19 protein-coding genes and 1 pseudogene are annotated in these 19,270 nt (G+C 70.9%); 11 read left to right on the top strand and 9 right to left on the bottom strand.

Features of this window, described 5'->3' with window-relative positions; all coding sequences use genetic code 11:
• Positions 1-166: 166 nt before the first annotated feature.
• The 3 genes from AC1ROY_RS23025 to AC1ROY_RS23015 all read right to left on the bottom strand — a co-directional run bounded on the left by AC1ROY_RS23025 (position 167) and on the right by AC1ROY_RS23015 (position 3,379).
• Positions 167-1,006 (bottom strand): NADPH-dependent oxidoreductase, encoded by an 840-nt coding sequence (locus AC1ROY_RS23025; RefSeq protein WP_493151236.1) that lies wholly within the window; start codon positions 1,004-1,006, stop codon positions 167-169.
• 67 nt (positions 1,007-1,073) lie between these two features.
• Positions 1,074-2,408 (bottom strand): MmgE/PrpD family protein, encoded by a 1,335-nt coding sequence (locus AC1ROY_RS23020; RefSeq protein WP_493151235.1) that lies wholly within the window; start codon positions 2,406-2,408, stop codon positions 1,074-1,076.
• A 2-nt stretch (positions 2,409-2,410) separates the two neighbouring features.
• Positions 2,411-3,379, bottom strand: coding sequence for a Bug family tripartite tricarboxylate transporter substrate binding protein (locus AC1ROY_RS23015; RefSeq protein WP_493151234.1), 969 nt, complete (start codon positions 3,377-3,379; stop codon positions 2,411-2,413).
• Between AC1ROY_RS23015 and AC1ROY_RS23010 the strand changes: the two are divergent.
• A pseudogene (locus tag AC1ROY_RS23010) lies at positions 3,374-4,246 on the top strand (NAD(P)-binding domain-containing protein); the annotation flags it as partial. The gene AC1ROY_RS23015 and the pseudogene AC1ROY_RS23010 overlap by 6 nt on opposite strands.
• A 581-nt stretch (positions 4,247-4,827) precedes the next feature.
• Here AC1ROY_RS23010 and AC1ROY_RS23005 read toward each other — a convergent pair.
• Positions 4,828-5,535 carry a GntR family transcriptional regulator gene (locus tag AC1ROY_RS23005; RefSeq protein WP_493151233.1) on the bottom strand — a complete coding sequence of 236 codons (708 nt, stop codon included), beginning with the start codon at positions 5,533-5,535 and terminating at the stop codon, positions 4,828-4,830.
• Positions 5,536-5,636: 101 nt separating this feature from the next.
• On the opposite strand from AC1ROY_RS23005, the gene AC1ROY_RS23000 reads away from it, so the two are divergent.
• From AC1ROY_RS23000 to AC1ROY_RS22990, 3 genes are all read left to right on the top strand, one after another.
• Positions 5,637-6,641, top strand: coding sequence for a dimethylarginine dimethylaminohydrolase family protein (locus AC1ROY_RS23000; protein ID WP_493151232.1), 1,005 nt, complete (start codon positions 5,637-5,639; stop codon positions 6,639-6,641).
• Positions 6,642-6,654: 13 nt separating this feature from the next.
• A complete protein-coding gene (locus tag AC1ROY_RS22995) occupies positions 6,655-8,262 on the top strand; it encodes an ABC transporter substrate-binding protein (protein WP_493151231.1) in 1,608 nt (535 codons plus the stop codon).
• Between the two features lie 89 nt (positions 8,263-8,351).
• Positions 8,352-9,683 (top strand): hydantoinase/carbamoylase family amidase, encoded by a 1,332-nt coding sequence (locus tag AC1ROY_RS22990; RefSeq protein WP_493151230.1) that lies wholly within the window; start codon positions 8,352-8,354, stop codon positions 9,681-9,683.
• On the opposite strand, the gene AC1ROY_RS22985 is transcribed toward AC1ROY_RS22990, so the two are convergent.
• Positions 9,637-9,963: an NIPSNAP family protein gene (locus AC1ROY_RS22985; protein ID WP_493151229.1), complete on the bottom strand. Its 327-nt coding sequence runs from the start codon at positions 9,961-9,963 to the stop codon at positions 9,637-9,639. The two genes, AC1ROY_RS22990 and AC1ROY_RS22985, sit on opposite strands and share 47 nt — an antisense overlap.
• Positions 9,964-10,100: 137 nt before the next feature.
• On the opposite strand from AC1ROY_RS22985, the gene AC1ROY_RS22980 reads away from it, so the two are divergent.
• Together AC1ROY_RS22980 and AC1ROY_RS22975 are read left to right on the top strand one after the other, a co-directional pair.
• A complete protein-coding gene (locus tag AC1ROY_RS22980) occupies positions 10,101-11,177 on the top strand; it encodes an alpha/beta fold hydrolase (protein ID WP_493151228.1) in 1,077 nt (358 codons plus the stop codon).
• Between the two features lie 100 nt (positions 11,178-11,277).
• Complete coding sequence (locus AC1ROY_RS22975) at positions 11,278-11,514, top strand: hypothetical protein (RefSeq protein ID WP_493151227.1); 237 nt, start codon at positions 11,278-11,280, stop codon at positions 11,512-11,514.
• Between the two features lies 1 nt (position 11,515).
• Here AC1ROY_RS22975 and AC1ROY_RS22970 read toward each other — a convergent pair whose 3' ends face one another.
• From AC1ROY_RS22970 to AC1ROY_RS22955, 4 genes are all read right to left on the bottom strand, one after another.
• Positions 11,516-11,731 (bottom strand): hypothetical protein, encoded by a 216-nt coding sequence (locus AC1ROY_RS22970; protein WP_493151226.1) that lies wholly within the window; start codon positions 11,729-11,731, stop codon positions 11,516-11,518.
• 72 nt (positions 11,732-11,803) lie between these two features.
• A complete protein-coding gene (locus AC1ROY_RS22965) occupies positions 11,804-12,508 on the bottom strand; it encodes a glutathione S-transferase family protein (protein WP_493151225.1) in 705 nt (234 codons plus the stop codon).
• Positions 12,505-13,449 (bottom strand): DMT family transporter, encoded by a 945-nt coding sequence (locus AC1ROY_RS22960; RefSeq protein ID WP_493151224.1) that lies wholly within the window; start codon positions 13,447-13,449, stop codon positions 12,505-12,507. Before AC1ROY_RS22960 ends, AC1ROY_RS22965 begins: the two co-directional genes overlap by 4 nt.
• A 4-nt stretch (positions 13,450-13,453) precedes the next feature.
• Positions 13,454-14,107: a peroxiredoxin-like family protein gene (locus tag AC1ROY_RS22955; protein ID WP_493151223.1), complete on the bottom strand. Its 654-nt coding sequence runs from the start codon at positions 14,105-14,107 to the stop codon at positions 13,454-13,456.
• Positions 14,108-14,204: 97 nt separating this feature from the next.
• Between AC1ROY_RS22955 and AC1ROY_RS22950 the strand changes: the two genes are divergently transcribed.
• The 5 genes from AC1ROY_RS22950 to AC1ROY_RS22930 all read left to right on the top strand — a co-directional run bounded on the left by AC1ROY_RS22950 (position 14,205) and on the right by AC1ROY_RS22930 (position 19,252).
• Entirely contained in the window at positions 14,205-14,792 is a 588-nt protein-coding gene (locus AC1ROY_RS22950) for a TetR/AcrR family transcriptional regulator (RefSeq protein ID WP_493151222.1), read from the top strand.
• The gene (locus AC1ROY_RS22945; protein ID WP_493151221.1) at positions 14,789-15,487 is read left to right on the top strand and encodes a DNA-3-methyladenine glycosylase I; all 699 of its coding nucleotides are present in this window, start codon (positions 14,789-14,791) and stop codon (positions 15,485-15,487) included. Before AC1ROY_RS22950 ends, AC1ROY_RS22945 begins: the two co-directional genes overlap by 4 nt.
• A gap of 142 nt (positions 15,488-15,629) precedes the next feature.
• Positions 15,630-15,800 carry a hypothetical protein gene (locus AC1ROY_RS22940; protein WP_493151220.1) on the top strand — a complete coding sequence of 57 codons (171 nt, stop codon included), beginning with the start codon at positions 15,630-15,632 and terminating at the stop codon, positions 15,798-15,800.
• A 450-nt stretch (positions 15,801-16,250) separates the two neighbouring features.
• Positions 16,251-17,261, top strand: a complete 1,011-nt coding sequence (locus AC1ROY_RS22935) for a helix-turn-helix transcriptional regulator (protein WP_493151219.1) — start codon at positions 16,251-16,253, stop codon at positions 17,259-17,261.
• A gap of 188 nt (positions 17,262-17,449) precedes the next feature.
• Positions 17,450-19,252, top strand: coding sequence for a cation:proton antiporter domain-containing protein (locus AC1ROY_RS22930; RefSeq protein WP_493151218.1), 1,803 nt, complete (start codon positions 17,450-17,452; stop codon positions 19,250-19,252).
• Positions 19,253-19,270 lie beyond the last annotated feature (18 nt).

Here is a 19,270-nt window from a genome sequence, read left to right as displayed (position 1 = left end):
GCGGTCAACTTCCAACACCAGGAATGGTTCTGGGTTTCCCGCAAAGCGACAAGCCCATGATCCGCGGCGCGAGGAAAGACGCAAGCGCCGTCCCGTGGGAGGCCCGGGACGGCAGGGCCATCGGTGGCACGGGGCGCACGGCGGCGCCCCGGGCGATCAGTGCCCCTTAGCGCAGCGGGAAGCCCATGGCCTTGAGCACGCCGCTCAGCTTCTCGCGGCCGGCGAGGCCCCTGAGCTTGCCCATGCGGTTCAACACGCGGCCGCTCCAGGTGGTCTGCGCCATCTCGAAGCGGCCGGAGAAGTCGGAGAGCTTCTGATCGTAGGAGGCGACATGTGCCGGCTCCTCGACATGGTCATAGGTGCCGTGGTGCAGGATCGCGGCCTGCGGGAGGCGCGGCTTCACCTCGTTGGTGACGCCATCGGCCGGATAGCCCACGCAGAGGCCGAAGACGCCGACCACGCCCTGCGGCAGGTGCAGCAGCTCGCCTACGCGCGCGGGATCGTTGCGCATGGCGCCGATATAGACGGTGGACAGGCCGATCGCCTCCGCCGCGACCACGGCGTTCTGCGCGGCCATGGCGGCATCGATGGCCGCGATCATGAAGGTCTCGACATAGGGCAGCACCTCGAGCTCGGCGCCGTTGGCCTTGGCCAGCCGCTCGTTGCGCGAGAGGTCGGCCAGGAAGACCAGGAAGAGCGGGCACTGCTCGATGTGCTTCTGGCCCCCCGCGATCCGCGCGCATTCCGCCTTCACGGCGGGGTCGCTCACGGAGACGACGGACCAGGTCTGCATGTTGGAGCTGGTGGCGGCCGATTGCGCGGCGGCGATCAGCGTCTCCAGCGTGCCCTCGGGCAGCACGTCGGGCTTGTAGCCGCGGACGGAGCGGTGCGAGAGCAGCAGCGCGATGTGCTCGTTCCAGGGGCCGGCGGCGGGGATCGCGTCGGCGCCGTAGCGCAGCGCGAGCGCTTGTTCCTTCGACAGGTCGGCAGGGGCGTTCATGTCCATGGGCGTGTTCCCGGGGGGCTGAACCGCCAGTGTGGCGGCGCAGCATACTGGCGGCAAGATGGCAGGATCAGGCCAGCCAGCCGAGGCCCGGCTGCAAGGGCGCGTCCCAGGCGCGGGCGAGCAGCGCCGCGGCCTTCTCCGCGCCGAGCACCGGCGCGGCGAGGCCCGAGAACTTCCGGCCGAGCGCGTCGTCGGACATGGGGTTCTCCAGGCTGCCGAGAGGGGTGGTCGTCTCGGCGCGGCGCTCGCTGCCGTCGCGCATCCGCAGCACGATCTCGCATTGCGTGCGGCGGAAGCCCGGCTCGACCTGGGCGGTGACGCGGCGGCGCATCGCCACGACCTCGGGCGCGAGGACGCGGGCGTCGGAGAACTCGGTCTCGCCGCCATCGCCGTCCACCAGCGCCACGGCGGCGGCGTGGAAGATGCTGAACTTACCCTCCAGCCCGCTCATGGGCTCGCGCTTGCCGGTGAGGTCCATGACCAGCGGGTGCACGCGCAGGCGGACTTCCTCGATGGCGTCGAGCGCGAAGCCCGGCTCGGCGCGGAGCCGCATGCCGAGGTCGATGGCGGGGTGCACCACGAGGCCGCAGGCGAAGGGCTTGTAGGTGTTGCGCAGGATCTCCCAATTCTCGCCGAGGCCGTCGGTGATGCGGCTCTCGTCGAAGCTGGAGGACAGCACTTCGGCGAAGCCGCGCCGGCCCTCGATGCCGTCGGGCGCCGCATCGAAACCCTCGGCGGCGAGCAGCGCGGCCAGGATGCCGTTCTGCGCCGCGCGGCCGGGATGAAAGCTCTTCACCATCGAGCCGAAATGCACGCGCAGGCCCACGGGCTGCGTGGCGCCCATGCCGATGGCCCAGGCGGTGCGCTCGGCATCCAGGCCGAGCAGCCGCGCACAGGCCGCCGCGGCGCCGATGGAGCCGCAGGTGCCGGTGATGTGCCAGCCGGCGTCGTAATGCGCCGGCGAGATCGCCATGCCGGCGCGGCAGGCCGCCTCCACGCCGACGAGAAAGGCCTCCAGCATCGCCTCGCCGCTCGCGCCGCGGTCCTCGGCCAGCGCGAGCGCCGCCGAGAGCACGGGCGAGCTGGGATGGATCAGCGTGCCGTCATGCGTGTCGTCGAAGTCGAGCACGTGGGAGGAGATGCCGTTCACCAGCGCCGCCGAGACCGGATCGCTGCGGCGGCCGAGGCCGAGCAGCGTGGCCGTGGGCGGGCCGGCATAGGCGGTGGCCGCACGGACCGCGGCGGCCACGCCCGGATGCGGCGCGCCGCCCACGGCGCAGCCGAGCCAGTTCACGAAGGAGCGCACGGTCTCGTGCCGCACCTGGGCAGGGACATCCTGCCAGCGGGTCTCGGCGACGAGGTTGGCGAGGAGGCGCGTCACGCCTGGAGTCATGGCGTCCATGGTCAATCGATCCTCGCGCCGGAGGACCGCACGACGGGTCCCCAGCGGTCGCGCTCATTGCGGATGAGGGTGCCGAATTCCATCGGCGTGCTGGAGGCGGCCTCGGCGCCGAGGCCGCCCAGCCGCTCGCGCACGGCGGCATCGGCGAGGGCGTCGCGCGTGTCGGCGGCGGCGCGGGCGACGATCGCGGCATCGGTGCCCTTGGGCGCCAGCAGGCCGAACCAGACGCCCGCTTCCATCTCCTGTCCGAGCCCGGCCGAGAGCGTCCGCACGCCCGGCAGCACCGGCGACGGCGCGCGCGAGCCGATGGCCAGCCCGCGCAGCTTGCCATCGCGGATCAGCTCCGCCGAGGAGGCGGTGTTCACGAACATCGCCTGCACCTGGCCGGCGACGAGATCGTTCAGCGCCGGCGCGCTGCCGCGATAGGGCACATGGGTCATCTGGATGCCGGCGGCCGTGGCGAAGAGCTCCATGGCGAGGTGCGTGGCGCTGCCATTGCCGACGGAGGCGTAGGTGACCTCGCCGGGCCGCGCTTTGGCCAGGGCCACGAACTCCGCGACGTTCTGCGCGCGGACGGAAGGGTGCACCACCAGCACGAAGGCCAGCCGCGCGACGAGCGAGACGGGCTCGAAATCCGCGACGGGATCATAGGCCAGCCGGGCATAGAGATGTGGCGCCATGGCCATCGGGCCGACGTCGGAGATGAGGAAGGTGTAGCCGTCCGGCGCGGATTTCGCGCCGGCATCGGTGCCGAGCGTGCCGCCGGCGCCGGGCCGGTTCTCCACCACCACGGGCTGGCCCCAGGCCGCCTGGAGCTTCTGCGCCAGCACGCGGCCGACGATGTCGGTGCCCGAGCCGGGTGGATAGGGAATGATGAGCTTCACCGGGCGCGTCGGCCAGGACTGGGCCGCGGCGGGCAGACTCAGGGCCGACGAGCCCAGCAGGGCGGCGAGGATGGGGCGGCGATGCATGGCGTGCCTCCGTGGCATTGGGTTGTCCGGAGGGTAGGACAAATGGCGGCGCCAGCCTATCCAGGGCGGGTCGGCATATCCGGTCGACAGGTGTCCGCCTTGGCGCAATACTGGCCGCCGATGACGCCGGGATCGCTCGCAGCATTGGAACGGAGGGTGCGGGAGGAGCTGGCCTTGCTCGATCCGCAGGCCCGGCCGTGGCGCCCGGCCGAGGACGCCGTGCTGGACGCGCTGATCGTCGGCGCCGGCCAGGGCGGGCTTTCCATCGCCTTCGCGCTCCGTCGCCTCGGGATCGCCAACACGCTGATTGTCGACAGGTCACCCTCCGGGATGGAAGGACCATGGCGCGGCTTCGCGCGCATGCCGACGCTCCGGACCTACAAGCACCTCATCGGCCCGGACCTCGGGATTCCGAGCCTCACGCCGCGCGCGTGGTTCGAGGCCGTGCACGGCGCCGAGGCCTTCGCGGCGGCCACGCGGATCTCCACGCTGGACTGGGCGTCCTATCTCGACTGGCACCGCCGCATGACCGGCGCGCGCGTGCGCAACGGCGCCGAGGTCACCGGCCTGCGTCCCGATGCGGAAGGGGTCGCCGTGGAGACCAGCCAGGGCTCTCTGCGGGCACGCCACGTCGTGCTCGCCAACGGCATGGACGGCGCGGGCGCCTGGCATGTCCCGCCCGAGGTGGCGGCAGCCCTGCCCCGGCAGGCCTATGCCCATACGGCGGAGCCCATCGATCTTGCTGCGATGGACGGAAAACGCGTGCTGGTCCTCGGCGCGGGCGCATCGGGTTTCGATGCCGCTCTCGCGGCCGAGGCGGCGGGCGCCGCCACCGTGCGACTGCTGGCGCGGCGGTCGGAGTTGCGGCGCGCGAACCCCTTCATCTGGATGGAGCAGGACGGCTTCCTGAACTTCTTCCGCTCCCTCGACGACGCCACGCGCTGGCGCTTCGCGCGCCATTTCCACGCATTCGGCCAGCCGCCGACCGAGGCCACGCTGGAGGCGGTGGCCGCTTCGCGGAACGTGTCCATCCTCACCGGCGCCCAGGTCGCCCAATGGCGCTGGGAAGCGGGCGGAATCCGCGCCGAACTGGCCTCGGGCGACGTGATCGCCGCCGACTTCCTGATCCTGGGCACAGGCGTCGACTGGGGCCTGCACCTGCGCCCCGAGCTGGCCGAAATCGCGCCGGCGACCCTGCTCTGGCGCGACCGCGCTCCTGATAGCGAGGAGGAGCCGTCGCTCGGCGCGCAGCCCTATCTCGGCAAGTATTTCGAGCTGCTGGAGCGCGAGCCGGGCGGCCTGCCCGGCCTCTCGCGCATCCGCCTGTTCAACTACGCGGCCCTGCCGAGCATGGGCCTCACCGGCTCCGCGATCGCCGGGATCCGCTGCGGCGTGCCGCATCTCGCTGATGGCATCGGGCGCGACTTGTTCCGCGCGGAGGCCGGTGCTCAGCTTCGCTCGCTGGAGGCTTTTCTCCGCGGGGAGGAAGTTCCGCCGTTCGACTCCCCCGCCGCGACCATCGCCTTGGAGGCGAAGCCGCGGATGAGCCGGCCGATCTCCGCCTCGGCCCCCGCGCCGTCGCGCGCGACGATCCGCCCGATCAGCGGCGAATAGGTCCGCGGGTTCAGGAAGGAGGGATCCTGCTCCGACTGGCTGAGGCTGTGGATCAGCCGCAGCTCGGCGGCCAGCGGCTCGAAAGCCGCGGCCAGGCGGGCATTCCCCGTCAGCCGCACGAGGCCGACATGGAAGGCGAGGTTGGCCTCGATCAGCGCGCCGGGGCGCGGATTTGCGAAGGCCCGCGCGTAGTCCGCCTCCAGTGCAGCCAGCCGTTCGGCGAGATTAGGAAGGACGACATCGGGCAGCGCCACCAGCGCGCCCACGGCGAATTGCTGCAGGCAGCGCCGCAGCTCCGCCACCTGCCAGACATCCTCGGGCGTGTAGGCTCGGACGAAGACCCCCTGCCCCGGCACGGCGATGACGAGGCCCTGCGCCTCCAGCCGGCGTAGCGCCTCCCGCAGCGGCGCGCGGCTGATGCCCATCCGCTTGGCCGTGGCGGCCTCGAAGATGCGCTCGCCCGGCTTCAGCGCACCGCCGAGGATGAGCGCGCGCATCTGCGTCTCGGCGCGGTCGGCGAGGTTCGGCGGGAGTGCGTCCATGCCCCCTCATCGGCCATGTCCTTCGCGCCGGTCAAACGAAACCTGTCGACAGGTCGGTCATGATCCGCTTCACTGCGCGCCAGCGAATTCGAGGTGCCGATATGGCCGTGATGTCCCCCGGCGAGTTCAAGCTGGCGACCATGATGCAGCGCTTCCCCATGGAGCCGCTGCCCGTCTTCGAGGACCCCGGCGAGCAGACCTCCGTCTGGGGCGGCGCGTGGGGCTGCAACAGCGACTGGGGCCGGCTGCGCAAGGTGCTGATGCGCCGCCCCGGCGCAGAGATCGCCACCGTGGATACGGCCAAAAACCTCGATATCGGAGGCTTCGGCGACCCGGAGACCGGCTGGTACTGGATGGGCCAGGCGCCGCCCGACCTCGCCGCGATGCAGGAGCAGCACGACAGCTTCGCGGCAGCCTTGCGCGAGGAGGGCGTCGAGGTCGCCTATGTCGACGAGGTCCGCCCCCATCTCATGAAATCCATCTACACGCGCGATGCGATGATCGCCGTGCCCGGCGGCGCCATCGTCTGCCGCCTCGGCCCGCGCGTGCGCCGCGGCGAAGAGCTGGAGATGACGCGCGCCCTCGCCCGCCTCGGCATGCCTATCCTGCGCACGCTGCACGCCGATGCCGTGATGGAGGGCGGCAGCTTCGTCTGGCTGAACGCGAAGACGGCCGCGGTCGGCCTCTCCTGCCGCGGCAACGAGGCGGCGGCGACGCAGATCGAGGAGGTGCTGCGTCCCATGGGTGTGCGCCTCATCCGGGTGCAGTGCCCGGGCTATCGACTCCACCTCGACGGCGGGATCGTGATGTGCGGGAAGGATGCCGCCATCATCAACCAGAACCTGCTGCCCTTCACCTTCCTCGAGGAGGTCCGCGCACTCGGCATCCGCATCGTCGAGCTGCAGGCGGACGATCCGACGGATGCCGGGAATTGCCTCGCCATCGCGCCCGACCGCGTGATCATGTCCGCCGGCATCACCGACGCGACCTGCGAGGCGGTGGAGCGACTCGGCATCCGGGTGCGAAGGCTGGACTACCGCAAGGTCTGGGCGGGTGGCGGCGGCCTGCATTGCTCCACCGCGCCTCTGCTGCGCGATCGCGTTTAAGAAAGGGAGACTGATGAGGATCAGGATTCACCGCCTCGCGGCAGCGCTGCTGCTGACCGCGGGCATCGGCGCATCGGCGCAGGCCCAGGAAGCCGGAACGCTGCGCATCGCCATGACCGCGGCCGACGTGCCGACGACCAACGGCGCGCCCAACAACGGCTACGAGGGGCTGCGCTGGCTGGGCTATCCGGTCTTCGAATCCCTCGTGCTCTGGGACCTCTCGCGCTCCGACACGCTGGCGGGCGTGAAGCCCGGCCTCGCGGAATCCTGGGAGCAGGACGCGACCGACCCAACCAAATGGCGCTTCAAGCTGCGTGCCGGCGTCACCTTCCATGATGGCACGCCCTGGAACGCCGATGCGGCCATCTGGGGCCTCGACCGCTTCTACCGGCAGGATGCGCCGAACTACGACCCGCAGGGCTCCGCCTTCACGCGGCCGCGCACCGCCGGCTTCGCCAGCTACCGCAAGATCGACGACATGACGATCGAGATCAGCAGCGAGCGGCCGCTGAGCTACTTTCCTTACGTTGTCCCCTACATCCTCTTCTCCTCGCCGCGTGCTTTCGAGGCGGCGGGCCGCGACTGGGCGCGCGTCGGCCAGGCGCCGGCTGGCACCGGCCCCTTCCGCGTCACGCGCTTCGTGCCGCGCCAGTCGGTCGAGCTCTCGCGCAACGACAACTACTGGGACACCGCGCGCCGCCCGCGGCTGAACCGCGTGATCCTGCTGCCGGTGCCCGACGCCAACACCCGCGTCGCCGCGCTGCGCTCGGGCCAGGTGGACTGGATCGAGGCGCCGCCGCCGGATGCGCTGGCCCCGCTGCGCTCGGCCGGCTTCAACGTGGTGACGAACTCCTACCCGCATGTCTGGCCCTGGATCTTCGCGGCCGGCAAGCCGGACAGCCCGACCGCCGATGTCCGCGTCCGCCAGGCGCTGAACTACTGCCTCGACCGGGACGGGCTGGTCACCATGCTGAGCGGCATCGCCGAGCCCGCGGTGGGCTTCTACAATGCGAGCAACCCGCTCTTCGGCAGCCCGCAGAACCGCTACCGCCTGGATGCGGCGCGCGGCCGGGCGCTGCTGGCCGAGGCCGGCTACAACGCCCAGCGGCCGCTGCGCATCAAGGTCGGCATCTCGAGCTCCGGCTCCGGCCAGATGCAGCCGCTGCCGATGAACGAGGCCATCCAGCAGAACCTGCGCGAGAATTGCGGCGTGCAGGTCACCTTCGAGGTGGTGGAGTGGACCGTGCTGCTCGGCACGCTGCGCGTCGAGCCGACGGCGCCGGGCTGGCTGGGCGCGGATGCGTCCAATGTCAGCCTCGTCTCCTCGGACCCCTTCCAGATGGCGCGGTGGTTCCTCTCCTCCAACGCCTCGCCGCGCGGCAGCAATGCCGGGCACTGGAGCGATCCGCAGTTCGATGCGGCGATGGCCGAGGTCGAGCGGGCGCGCACGCCGGAGGAGGCCGCGCCGGCCATCCGCCGCGCGCATGAGCGGCTCGTGGATGGCGCGCCCTGGCTCTACATCGTGCACGACACCAACCCGCGCGCGATGAGCCGCCGCGTGAGCGGCTTCGTCTCGGCGCAGTCCTGGTTCCAGGATCTGGCGACCGTCGAGGTTCGCTGACGGCAAGGGTGGTGCCGAAAGTTTCGGCGCCACCCCTGTCCATCGCTCCCGGCCTTGGCGAGGATGTCGCCGGCAGTGGGAGACGGGATTTGAAACTTTCCGATGCGGTGTCCGCGCAGACGCCTCTGGTCCAGCGGCTTCTGGATGGCGTCGCCACCATCGGCGCCGACCCGCCGGGTATCACCCGCGACGCCTATGGGCGAGGCGAGAACGAAGCGGTCGCGCTCATCGCCGAGGCCGGGCGCGGGCTGGGCCTGACAGCCTCCGTTGACGCCGGCGCCAACCTCTCGCTGCGCTGGGTCTCGGGCCATGACGCGCCGCCGGTGCTGATCGGCTCGCACCTCGACAGCATCGTGCAGGGCGGGAATTTCGACGGCGCGGCGGGCGTGATCGCCGGGATCGGCGCCGTCGCCGCCCTGCAGGCCGCGGGCATCGCGCCGCAACGCGACATCGAGGTGCTGGCGCTGCGCTGCGAGGAATCCGTCTGGTTCGGCCTCGGCCTGATCGGCAGCCGCTGCCTGCTGGCCCGGCTGCCCGAAGGCGCGCTGGAGCTGCGGCATGCGCGCAGCGGCCTCACCTTGGCCGAGAGCATCGATGCCTGCGGCGGCGATTCCGCCCGCCTGCGCGAGAACGCGCCGCTGCGCGATCCCCGCTCGCTCGGCGCCTATCTGGAGGTGCATATCGAGCAGGCGCCGCAGCTCATCGAGGCCGGCGCGCCGGTGGCGGTCTGCCTCGCCAATCCCGGCAATGTCCGCCACCCCTTCATCCGCATCACCGGCGAGGAGGCGCATACCGGCCTGCCGCACCGCTTCCGCCACGACGCCGCCCTCGCGGGCGCGGACCTCTCGCTGGCGCTGGAACGGATGTGGCTGGAGGAGGAGGCGCAGGGGCGCTTCATGGCCGTCACCATCGGCCGCTTCCACACACCCGCCGGACGGCACAGCATGACAGCGGTCTCCGGCGGCTTCGAGCTCAGCCTCGATCTGCGGGCCTATAGCGCAGAGCACCTCGCCACGCTGGAGAAGCGGCTCGGCGAGATCGCCGCCGAGGTCGCCGCGCGCCGGAAGGTGGAGATTGTCCTGGGCGAGCGCAGCGCCGCGGCGCCGGGGCCGATGAATCCCGGCCTCATCGAGGGGCTCGCAGCCGCCGCCGCGCGGATGGGCATCGCGGCGCCGCCGCTCAACAGCCCCGGCACGCACGACGCCAACAACTTCGTCGCGTCCGGCGTGCCCGTGGGCATGCTGCTCGTCCGCAACCAGAACGGCAGCCACAACCCCTACGAGGCGATGGACACGCCGGACCTCATGGCGGCGATCGGCGTGCTGGCCGAGTTCATCGCGGCTAGCGAGGGGGGCAAAGCCCCCCTCAACAGCGCTACTTCACCGAGGAGAAGCTCGTCGGCTGCAGGATCAGGTTGCTGAGCGTGGCGACGATCGGGCCGTCCTTCTCCGTCTCGGCGCGCTTGGCGTGCCACTCCGGATCGGCCTGGAAGGCGCCCCACTTCTGCTCGCGCTCGGCCAGCGATTCCCACTCCAGCAGGTAGTAGAGATCCTGGTTGGAATCGCCGATCGCGACCGTCCAGAAGCCAGCCTGGCGGATGCCGTGCTTCTTCCAAAGCTCCAGCGTGATGGTCTCGAAGCGGCGTAGCAGGTTCGGCAGCCGGCCGGAGACGCAGTGGTAGATGCGAAGCTCGTGAATCATGCGGGTCCCTCCCAGGATCAGACCCTGACGATGCGGTCCGGAACAGGAGTTGTCGAGCCGGGGCGAAAGCATTTGGCCCCGGCCCGACCGCGCTGATAGGCTCGCGGCCGAAACGGTCCGATCACGGGAGAAACGTCATGACGGGATGGTCCGCGCTGCGGCGCGCCCTGTTGCCGGCCGGCCTCATCCTCGCCACCCTGCCGGCCCTTTCGGGTCACGCCATGTCCGCCGAATATCCCACGCCGCGCGAAGCCACCTGGATCGCCCGCGACTTCCGCTTCCACACCGGCGAGACGATGCCGGAGCTGCGGCTCGCCTACACCACCATCGGCGATCCCTCCGGCATTCCGGTGCTGGTTCTGCACGGCACGGGCGGCTCGGCGCGCAGCCTGCTGACGCCGGCCTTCGCCGGCGAGCTCTTCGGCGCCGGCCAGCCGCTCGATGCGACGCGCTACTTCGTCATCCTGCCCGACGCGATCGGCACGGGCGGCTCCGCCAAGCCCTCGGACGGGATGCGGGCCGGCTTCCCGCGCTACAACTACGCCGACATGGTGGCCGCACAGCACCTTCTCGTCAGCGAGGGGCTGGGCATCCGGCACCTGCGCCTCGTGCTCGGCAACTCCATGGGCGGCATGCACGCCTGGCTCTGGGGGACGACCCATCCGGAGTTCATGGACGCGATCGTGCCGATGGCCGCGCAGCCCACGCAGATGGCCGCCCGCAACTGGATGCTGCGCCGGCTGCTGGTGGAATCCATCCGGCAGGACCCCGCCTATATGGGCGGGAACTACCGGGAGCAGCCGCCCTCGCTGCGGCTGGCCAACGTCTTCTTCGCCACCGCGACCAATGGCGGCACCCTCGCCCTCCAGGCCGCGGCGCCGACCCGCGCGGCGGCCGACGCGCTGGTCGAGACGCGGCTCGGCGCCCGCGTCACGGCCGATGCGAACGACTTCGTCTACCAGTGGGACTCCTCGCGCGACTATGACCCCTCGCCGATGCTGGGCCGCATCCGGGCGCGCGTGCTCGCCATCAACGCGGCCGACGACGAGCGCAATCCGCCGGAGACGGGCGTCATGCAGGCGGCGATGCAGCGCGTGCCGAATGGGCGCCTGCTGCTGATCCCGGCCAGCGAGGCGACCACCGGCCACGGCACGACGGGCAATGCGCTGCTCTGGCGCGAGGCATTGCGCGAGCTCCTGCGCGCGCTGGAATAGGCACGCCCGGAAAAAAGGCAGCACATGCAAACCTGACGGCGTTGGAGCGTTTGCTGCAAGAGGCGGATGAGAAACCGCCTACGAAACAGGACAATGCCTGATGGACACGCAGTTGGACACCTTCACCCGCATCGTCTCGCCGCGGCAATGGATGGAGATCTATGCTGGGCGGCTCGTCGAGCTTTCCGCCGGGAAGTTCGAGCCGCCGATCTCCGACGAAGAATTGCGCGCCTTCGCTCTCCAATGTGCCCGCGGCGGCTACCCCGCCTTCCGGAACGACGACCCGGCGGAGTGCGCCGAGGCCGAGTTCCTGGAATGGCGGATGAACTCGCTTTGATTCAGCCGGCGAAGGCCGCCGGGATCAGCAGGAAGTCCGGCCCTTCGGGGCCCGTCGGCGGATAGAGCTGGTAGCGCCAGCCCGGCGGGGTGAGTTCGTCGAGGACGGCCCTCGTGATGTCATACCTGTCCGTCGCCGTGTCGCGCGAGCGGCGCTCCATTTCCGCGCGCAGCATCGTGACGATGGCCCGCGAGCGTTCCCAAAGATCCTGTTGCATGTCTGCCCTCCGGCGGCCGGAACGACGCCGGCACCGGAAGGTTTCCGATGTGATCCGGATTTCACGGGGGCGTCAGGCGGCCGGCGGGTAGTTGGATGGGAAGAGCGCGCGCTTCGCCTCCTCGTCGTTCACCTTCTTGAACGCATGGTCCGTGCCCACCGCACGTGCGCGGGCGACCGCCGGGCGCGCATCCACCAGGGCAAAGAAGCGCTTCAGGTTCGGATAGGGCGCGAGCGGGTCGCCCTCGCCCTTCAGCACCCGGGAGGCGCGGTCGAGCCAGCCCCAGGCCGAGATGTCGGCGATGGTGAAGCCGTCGCCCACGAGGAAGTCGCGGCCGGCCATGTGATCCTCCAGGACCTGGTAGTGGCGCTCGGCCTCGCGGCGGTAGCGGTTCACGGCGTAGCCGAGCCCCTCGGGCGCGGCGAACTGGAAATGCACCGCCTGGCCCGAGAAGGGCCCGAGGCCGGAGGCGATGAAGAGCAGCCAGGACAGCAGCTCGGGCCGGTCCTCCGGCGCGCCGAGGAGCGTTCCGGTCTTCTCGGCGAGGTAGAGCAGGATCGCGGTGGAATCGAAGACCCGCGCCTCCTTCCCGCCCGGCCCCTCGGTGTCGACGATGGCCGGCACCTTGCCGTTCGGGTTGACGGCGCGGAAGGCGGGCAGGTGCTGCTCGCCCTTGCTGGTGTCCACGGGGACCGTCTCGTAGGGCAGCCCCGTCTCCTCGAGGAAGAGCGCGACCTTCGCGGGGTTGGGCGTCGGGTGGAAGTAGAAGCGGATCATGGTCGTCTCCTGTTCTTCGAAGTGGACGAAGGGCGCGCCGCCAGCACCACGCCGCCGACGATGGCGGCAAGGGCGGCGCATTCGGCCGCCGTCGGCACTTCGCCGAGGACGGGAATGGCGAGCAGCGAGGCGACGCCGGGCAGCAGCGCGATGATGGCGGTCGCCGCCGCCGGCCCCAGCAGCGCGACGGCGCGGTTGAAGGTGACGATGGCGATCGCGCTCATCAGCACGCCCTGATACGCGGCCTGCAGCGCGATCTCGCCAGCCGAGGCGAGATGCAGGCGGCTCAGCCCGAGCAGCAGATAGGCCGGCAGGAAGAACAGCGCCGACCAGGTGCAGATGAGCGCGGCCGACTGGATCGGCGTCAGCCCGCTGCGGCGGAAGAGCAGCGTGTAGACCGCCCACATGGCCGCGGCAGCGGCGAGCGCGCCGATCCCCGCCGGGCTCGGCGCGCCATGGATCGCAGCCCCTGCCGCGACGAGGCCCCCAAGCCCCGCGACGATCGCCGCATGGCCCAGCCAGCGCACCGCCCCCTGCGGCTCGCGCAGGAAGGCCCAGGCGAAGAGGCCGGCGAAGACCGGCATCAGGGTGGGCGCGATCGAGGCCGCCTGCGCGGCCGAGGTCAGCCGCAGGCCGAGCGCGACCAGCAGCGCGAAGGGCGCCCCCCAGAGCAGCGCGAAGACCAGCCCTTCGCGCCAGGCACGCGATGGCAGCCGCGCGCCGCGGCGGAGCAGGACAGGCGCCAGCAGCAGGGCGCCGATGCCGTAGCGCAGCGCCGTCACGTCCCAGATGCGCAGCTCGCGAGTGACGCTGAACCGCGTCACCACGAACCAGCCGGAGAAGATGGTGACCGAGATCGCCGCCCAGGCGAAGCCGACGAGGAGGGAGCGGGGGAACCTTGCCGGCGCGGCAGGGCGATCGATGGTGGCCGCGGCTTCCAAGGTCTCAGGCCGCCCGTAGCGCGCTCAGCGCCGCCAGGATGTCCTCGGGCGCCAGGCGCCGGCGATAGTCGACGTCCAGGGAGGCGAGCGCCACGCGCCCTTCCGGCGCGATGACATAGGTCGCCGGCACGGGCAGTTCCCAGCTGTCGTCGCCGTTGATGCCGGGAAGAGCCTTGTTGTTGGAGGCCAGCGCGGCGCGCAGCTCGTCGGGCAGCGCGTAGACCAGGCCGAAGCTCCGTGCAGCGGCGTTGCCGAGGTCGCTCAGCACGTCGAAGGTCAGGCCGTTCCTCTCCGCCGTGGAGAGCGAACCGTCGGGCAGCTGCGGCGAGATCGCGACCAGCCGCGCGCCGAGCGCCGTCATCTGCGGCAGCACGGCCTCGTAGGCACGAAGCTGGATGTTGCAGTAGGGGCACCAGCCGCCGCGGTAGAAGGTCACGACCACTGGGCCGGCCCGCAGCAGCGCGGACAGGGTCACTGGCCGGCCCTGGGCGTCCGGCAGGGTGAAGTCCGGCGCGGCCGCATCCACGCCAAGCGCCGACCCGAAGGCGAAGCCGGCGCGCAGCTCCTCGATCTTGGCCTCGTAGAGTGCCGGGCGGCCGGCGGGCGCGGTGCGCACGAACTCCGCCCTGAACTCGGCGAGCTGCTGTTCCAGGCCCATCCCCCGCTCCATCGCTTGAGTTTTAGTTCGATCGTTCTAGAATGCGCCGCAAGCGCGGACGTGGCAAGATGCCGGTCTCGCTGTCACGGAAGACGGAATGGCCAGGCCCAGGGAATTCGACGAGGCGACCGTGCTCGACGCCGCGGTGCAGTGCTTCTGGGCGCGCGGCTACGAGGCGACCTCGGTGCGCGACCTCATCGGGGGCACGGGCATCACGGGCGCCAGCCTCTACAACGCCTTCGGCGACAAGCGCGCGCTCTACCAGCGGGCGCTGGACCATTATGTCGCGGGCAGCATCGCCGACCGCATCCACCGCTGCGAGGAGCTGCCGCCGCGCGAGGCCGTCGCCGCTTTCTTCGCGGAGCTCCTCGCGCGCTCGCTCGGCGATCCCCAGCACAAGGGCTGCATGCTGGTGAACGCGGCGCTCGACGTGGCGCCGCACGATCCGGGCTTTCGCGAGGCCGTCGCCGGCGTGCTGGAGCGGATGGAAGCGTTCTTCCTTCGGTCGGTCGAGGCCGGCCAGGCCGATGGCAGCATCGCCGACGCCCATCCCGCGCCGGTGCTGGCGCGCCACCTGCTGGGCGTGCTCATGGGACTGCGCGTGCTGGCCCGCGTCCGGCCGGAACGGGCGCTGCTGGAGGGCGTGGTCGCCCCCGCCCTCGCGATGCTGGAGCCCCGCGCATGAGACGCTTCGCCACCATCTTCGCGCTCGCCGCCAAGCGAAAGGGCGGCGACGCCGCGCTGGAAGCCCTGCTCGCCGGAACCGCCCCGCGCAGCCCGGCCGAGATCGCCGCGACGCCGGACGACCGCATCCTCGCCGAGATGACGCGGCGCATCTTCTACGCCGGCTTCTCCTCCAAGGTGATCGACGGCAAGTGGCCCGGCTTCGAGGCCGCCTTCGACGGCTTCGATCCGCGCGCCTGCGCCTTCATGACCGATGCGCGCTTCGATGCGCTGACGAAGGACACGCGGATCATCCGCAACGGCGCCAAGATCCGCTCGGTCCAGGTCAACGCCGCCTTCCTGCTCGAGCTCGCGGCCGAGCATGGCAGCGCGGCCCGCTTCTTCGCGGACTGGCCGGACAGCGACCATGTCGGCCTGCTGGAGGTGCTGAAGAAGCGCGCGAGTCATCTGGGCGGCGACGCCGCGGCGCGCTTCCTGCGCGCCATCGGCAAGCCCGCCTTCATCGCCAGGCCGGACGTGGTGGCGGCCCTGATCCGCGAGGGCGTGCTGGAGCGGCCGCCGGGCGGCAAGCGCGACCTCGCCGCGATCCAGGCGGCCTTCAACCGCTGGTCCGCGGAATCCGGCCGCGACCTCACCTCCATCAGCCGGGTGCTCGCGATGAGCATCGGCGAGCAAGCGTCCGGCACGCCGTACTGAGGGCTCCTACGCCCGGCGCGGCGGCCCTTCGGGAGCGACACGCGCGACAATCTGGACGTGCGGCGCGATCATCCTGCGACGATGCATCGGCATCCTTCCCCCGTCAGCCCGTGGAATGCGGGAGAGGAGAAGGACGCCGCACATGCGCGAAGCACTGATGACCGCAGCCAACGAGGCCTATGCCGACCATTTCGAGGATGCGCAGCGGAGCAAGCCGGCCCGCGCGGGCTTCGACGGCTGGCTGACGGCGGTCCGGGCGTTTTTCTTCCTCATCGCGGGCATGCTGTTCATCAGCCTGTTCACGGCGATCTGAAGACTCCGATGCACAGCACGTCATGGCCGTCCGGCCGGAATCTCTGGGGCGCGCTGCGCCAGGACTGGCTCCGAAGCGGCCTGGACGCTGCCGGGTTCGCCGCCCACGAAAGGCGCGACGGCTGCAGCGCATCCTGGGAAGGAACCGGCGGAAGGGATGCCGGCCAGGGCGGGGCTCGCGCCCGCTCCCCGGAGACCGACCTGCAGGCGGCGAGGCTCCTGCACGCCGTCTGAATACCGGGTGCATGCAGTCGCCCGGCCGCTGTGTCGCCCCGCATGGCCGGCCCTTCATCGGCCAGCCGGGAAGGCCGACCGAAAGGTTCCGGAACCTGTCCGATGGGTCCGGGCCTTGGCGAGGCAGCATCAAATTCCGCAACCGCCTCGCCCCAACTTCATGCAAGTATCGAATCGTCCGCAGGAATGAATTTCTTGCCGCGCGGGGGTCCGGTTCATGCTGGAGATCATGTCCACCCAGGATCTGCCCGGAAGGCGGCAATTCGACGCGTGGAGAAGCTGGCTGGAGGGCGTCTTCGACGTCGATCCCCCCACCCCGGAGCATGCCGCGGGATTCTGCGCCGAGAATCGCTTCTGGACGACGGCCGGCTTCACCGTTGCGCTCGCCACAGCCCCCTCCCTGAAGGTCACCCGGTCCCTCGAGCTGGTCCGGCGCAATCCGATCGATCACTGGGTCCTCAGCCTGGCCCGGAAGGACACCCAGGTCACGACGGGGGCCGCGAGCCACCTGGTCCGCGGCCAGATCCCTTTCCTCAGCTCGCTGGCTCACTCCTTCAGTGCCGAGCGGCCTTCCGACCACCGCCTCCACGTCTATCTGCCACGCGACCAGTTCCGGAACCTGGCCCTGCTGGACACCAGGTCCGGGATGGTCCTGGACACGCCGCTCGGGAAGCTACTCGCCAGCTTCCTGCGCAGCTTCGCATCCCGCCTCCCTGAGCTGTCGGAGGTCGAGCTGCCGCACGCGAGCGAGGCGTTGCGCGTCATGGTGAACGCCTGCATCGCGCCCGATGCCGACCGCCTCGCCGAGGCGGCGCAGCACATCCACGAGACACGCCTGCTGCGCATCCGGAGCGTCGTCCGCCGGTACCTGACCTCCGCCGAACTGGACATCGCCATGCTGTGCCGCGCGGCCGGCATTTCCCGGACACAGCTCTACCGCCTGCTGGAGAGCGAAGGCGGGGTGATCCGCTACATCCAGCGCCAGCGGCTGGAAGCCTGTCATGGTCGGCTAGCGGACTCGGCCGACGCAACGCCGATCCACCGGATCGCCATCGAGCACGGCTTCGACGATTCCTCGCGCTTCAGCCGCATCTTCCGGCGGGAGTTCGGCCTGAGCCCAAGCGAAGTCCGCGCAGCCGGACGCCCGGACGACCCCGTCGCCAGACCGCGGCATGATCCTTCGGGCTATGTCCGCCCGTCGCTCAGGGACCATCTGCGGCATCTTTGAGGGACAGGGCCTGAGACGCTTCGGAGCAGGCATGCCCGCGGCGAGACAGCGAACCTCCGTTGGCCGCAGATCAGCGCGCGCCATGCTTTCGAACTCCGCTGCCGACAGGCATCGGGGCCATGGGCCGAGTTGCCGGCAGAGCTGCCTGGGTGCTCTTGTACCGCCGGACGTGATCGAGGGAATGAAACTTGCCAGAACACGGCGCGCCGCTCATCGCGATCATCGCCGCGGGCATGGTCCTCGCCTTCGCTTTCGGTCTCCTCGCCCACCGCGTGCGTGTCTCGCCGCTGATCGGCTACCTGCTAGCGGGGATCGTGGTGGGCCCCTTCACGCCGGGCTTCGTCGCCGACCAGGCGCTGGCCGACCAGCTCGCGGAGATCGGCGTCATCCTCCTGCTCTTCGCCACGGGCCTGCATTTCTCGCTGGCGGATCTGGTCTCGGTCAGGAACACCGCGCTGCCCGGCGCCCTGGCGCAGCTCACGGTGTCGACCCTGCTCGGCATAGCCCTGGCCTGGGGATTCGGCTGGAGCCTCGGGGCCGGCCTGCTGTTCGGCCTCGCCCTCGCCTGCGCCAGCACGGTCGTCCTCACGCGGTCCCTGCAGGAGCATCGGCTCCTCGAGACCGATCGCGGCCGCATCGCCATCGGCTGGGTGATCGTGCAGGACCTCGTCATGGTCGTCGCCCTCGTGCTGATCCCCACCTTGGGCCCCTCGACGAACGGCGCGACATCCTGGGCGCAGCTCTCGACGACCCTCGGCATCACCGTCGCCAAGGTGGCGGCTTTCGTGGCGATCATGCTGGTGGGCGGCCGGCGGATGATCCCGTGGATCCTGCACTACGCGGCCCATACCGGCTCGCGCGAGCTGTTCCGCCTCGCGGTCTATGCGATCGCCCTCGGGGTGGCCTACGGGGCCGCCTCGCTGTTCGGCGTCTCCTTCGCGATCGGTGCCTTCTTCGCGGGCATGGTGCTGGCCGAGAGCCAGCTGAGCCAGCGCGCCACCGAGGAGGCGCTGCCGCTGCGCGACGCCTTCGCGGTGCTGTTCTTCGTCTCGGTGGGGATGCTCTTCAATCCCGCGGTCCTGATCGAGCGGCCCTGGGCCGTGGTCGCCACCCTGGCGGTGATCGTCGGCGGCAACGGCTTCGCGGCCTTCGCCGCGATCCGGTTGCTTGGGCAATCCCAGCCGACCGCCCTCACCGTGGCCGCGAGCCTCGGGCAGATCGGCGAGTTCTCCTTCATCCTCGCCGGATTTGGGGTGTCGCTCGGGCTACTGCCGCCGGATGGGCGCGACCTCATCCTGGCCGGCTCCATCCTGTCCATCCTGCTCAACCCCTTCCTGTTCGCCGCCGTGGAGCGCGGCCAGGTGCGCGTGCTGCCGCGCCCGGCGCCCATGGCCGCGAGAACGGCTGCACCGGTGCCGGACAGGGCGTCGCAGACAGTTCCGGCCCCAGCGCCCGAGGTGGCTGCCGTCGAGCCCGTGGCCGTCACGACGCTGGAGGCCCATGACGTCCTGGTGGGCTATGGCCGCGTCGGCTCGCTTCTCGGTAGCCGCCTGTTGTCGGAGGGCCGGCCGGTGCTCGTCTTCGAGGAGCGCGAGGCAGCAGTCGCCGCGGCCCGGAAGGATGGGGCTGAGGTGGTGGTCGGCAACGCCGCGGATCCGGAAGTGCTCGGAGCCGCCAACCTGCCCGCGGCCCGGCAGCTCTTCGTCACCATTCCCGAGGCGTTCGAGGCGGGCCAGGTCATCCAGCAGGCCCGCGCCGCCAACCCGGACCTTCCGATCGTGGCGCGGGCGCATACGGATGCCGAAGTCGATCACCTCACGCGTCTGGGCGCCGATCTGACGGTGATGGGGGAGCGCGAGATCGCCCAGCGCATGATCGAGCACGCGCAGCGTAGCCATGGGGCGATGAAGGCGGCCCCCCCAACCGGACGGATGATGCCAGCTCCTGAAAGGGCGCGATCCGCGAGTGCAGCGGAGCCGGCCATGCCTTAGATGAGCGTCGGCATGGCC

The organism is Roseococcus sp. GW821-FHT12F05 (genome assembly GCF_058806835.1).
This window is presented reverse-complemented; position numbering and strand designations above follow the sequence as displayed.

What these genes read in the sequence shown, in the direction of transcription:
- AC1ROY_RS22995 (WP_493151231.1), top strand. Translation starts at nt 6,655, where the DNA reads ATGAGGATCAGGATTCACCGCCTCGCGGCAGCGCTGCTGCTGACCGCG.
- AC1ROY_RS22945 (WP_493151221.1), top strand. Translation starts at nt 14,789, where the DNA reads ATGAGACGCTTCGCCACCATCTTCGCGCTCGCCGCCAAGCGAAAGGGC.
- AC1ROY_RS23005 (WP_493151233.1), bottom strand. Translation starts at nt 5,535, where the DNA reads ATGGACGCACTCCCGCCGAACCTCGCCGACCGCGCCGAGACGCAGATG.
- AC1ROY_RS22985 (WP_493151229.1), bottom strand. Translation starts at nt 9,963, where the DNA reads ATGATTCACGAGCTTCGCATCTACCACTGCGTCTCCGGCCGGCTGCCG.
- AC1ROY_RS22965 (WP_493151225.1), bottom strand. Translation starts at nt 12,508, where the DNA reads ATGATCCGCTTCTACTTCCACCCGACGCCCAACCCCGCGAAGGTCGCG.
- AC1ROY_RS22940 (WP_493151220.1), top strand. Translation starts at nt 15,630, where the DNA reads ATGCGCGAAGCACTGATGACCGCAGCCAACGAGGCCTATGCCGACCAT.
- AC1ROY_RS22980 (WP_493151228.1), top strand. Translation starts at nt 10,101, where the DNA reads ATGACGGGATGGTCCGCGCTGCGGCGCGCCCTGTTGCCGGCCGGCCTC.
- AC1ROY_RS23015 (WP_493151234.1), bottom strand. Translation starts at nt 3,379, where the DNA reads ATGCATCGCCGCCCCATCCTCGCCGCCCTGCTGGGCTCGTCGGCCCTG.
- AC1ROY_RS23000 (WP_493151232.1), top strand. Translation starts at nt 5,637, where the DNA reads ATGGCCGTGATGTCCCCCGGCGAGTTCAAGCTGGCGACCATGATGCAG.
- AC1ROY_RS22935 (WP_493151219.1), top strand. Translation starts at nt 16,251, where the DNA reads ATGCTGGAGATCATGTCCACCCAGGATCTGCCCGGAAGGCGGCAATTC.
- AC1ROY_RS22975 (WP_493151227.1), top strand. Translation starts at nt 11,278, where the DNA reads ATGGACACGCAGTTGGACACCTTCACCCGCATCGTCTCGCCGCGGCAA.
- AC1ROY_RS22970 (WP_493151226.1), bottom strand. Translation starts at nt 11,731, where the DNA reads ATGCAACAGGATCTTTGGGAACGCTCGCGGGCCATCGTCACGATGCTG.
- AC1ROY_RS23025 (WP_493151236.1), bottom strand. Translation starts at nt 1,006, where the DNA reads ATGGACATGAACGCCCCTGCCGACCTGTCGAAGGAACAAGCGCTCGCG.
- AC1ROY_RS23020 (WP_493151235.1), bottom strand. Translation starts at nt 2,408, where the DNA reads ATGGACGCCATGACTCCAGGCGTGACGCGCCTCCTCGCCAACCTCGTC.
- AC1ROY_RS22955 (WP_493151223.1), bottom strand. Translation starts at nt 14,107, where the DNA reads ATGGGCCTGGAACAGCAGCTCGCCGAGTTCAGGGCGGAGTTCGTGCGC.
- AC1ROY_RS22950 (WP_493151222.1), top strand. Translation starts at nt 14,205, where the DNA reads ATGGCCAGGCCCAGGGAATTCGACGAGGCGACCGTGCTCGACGCCGCG.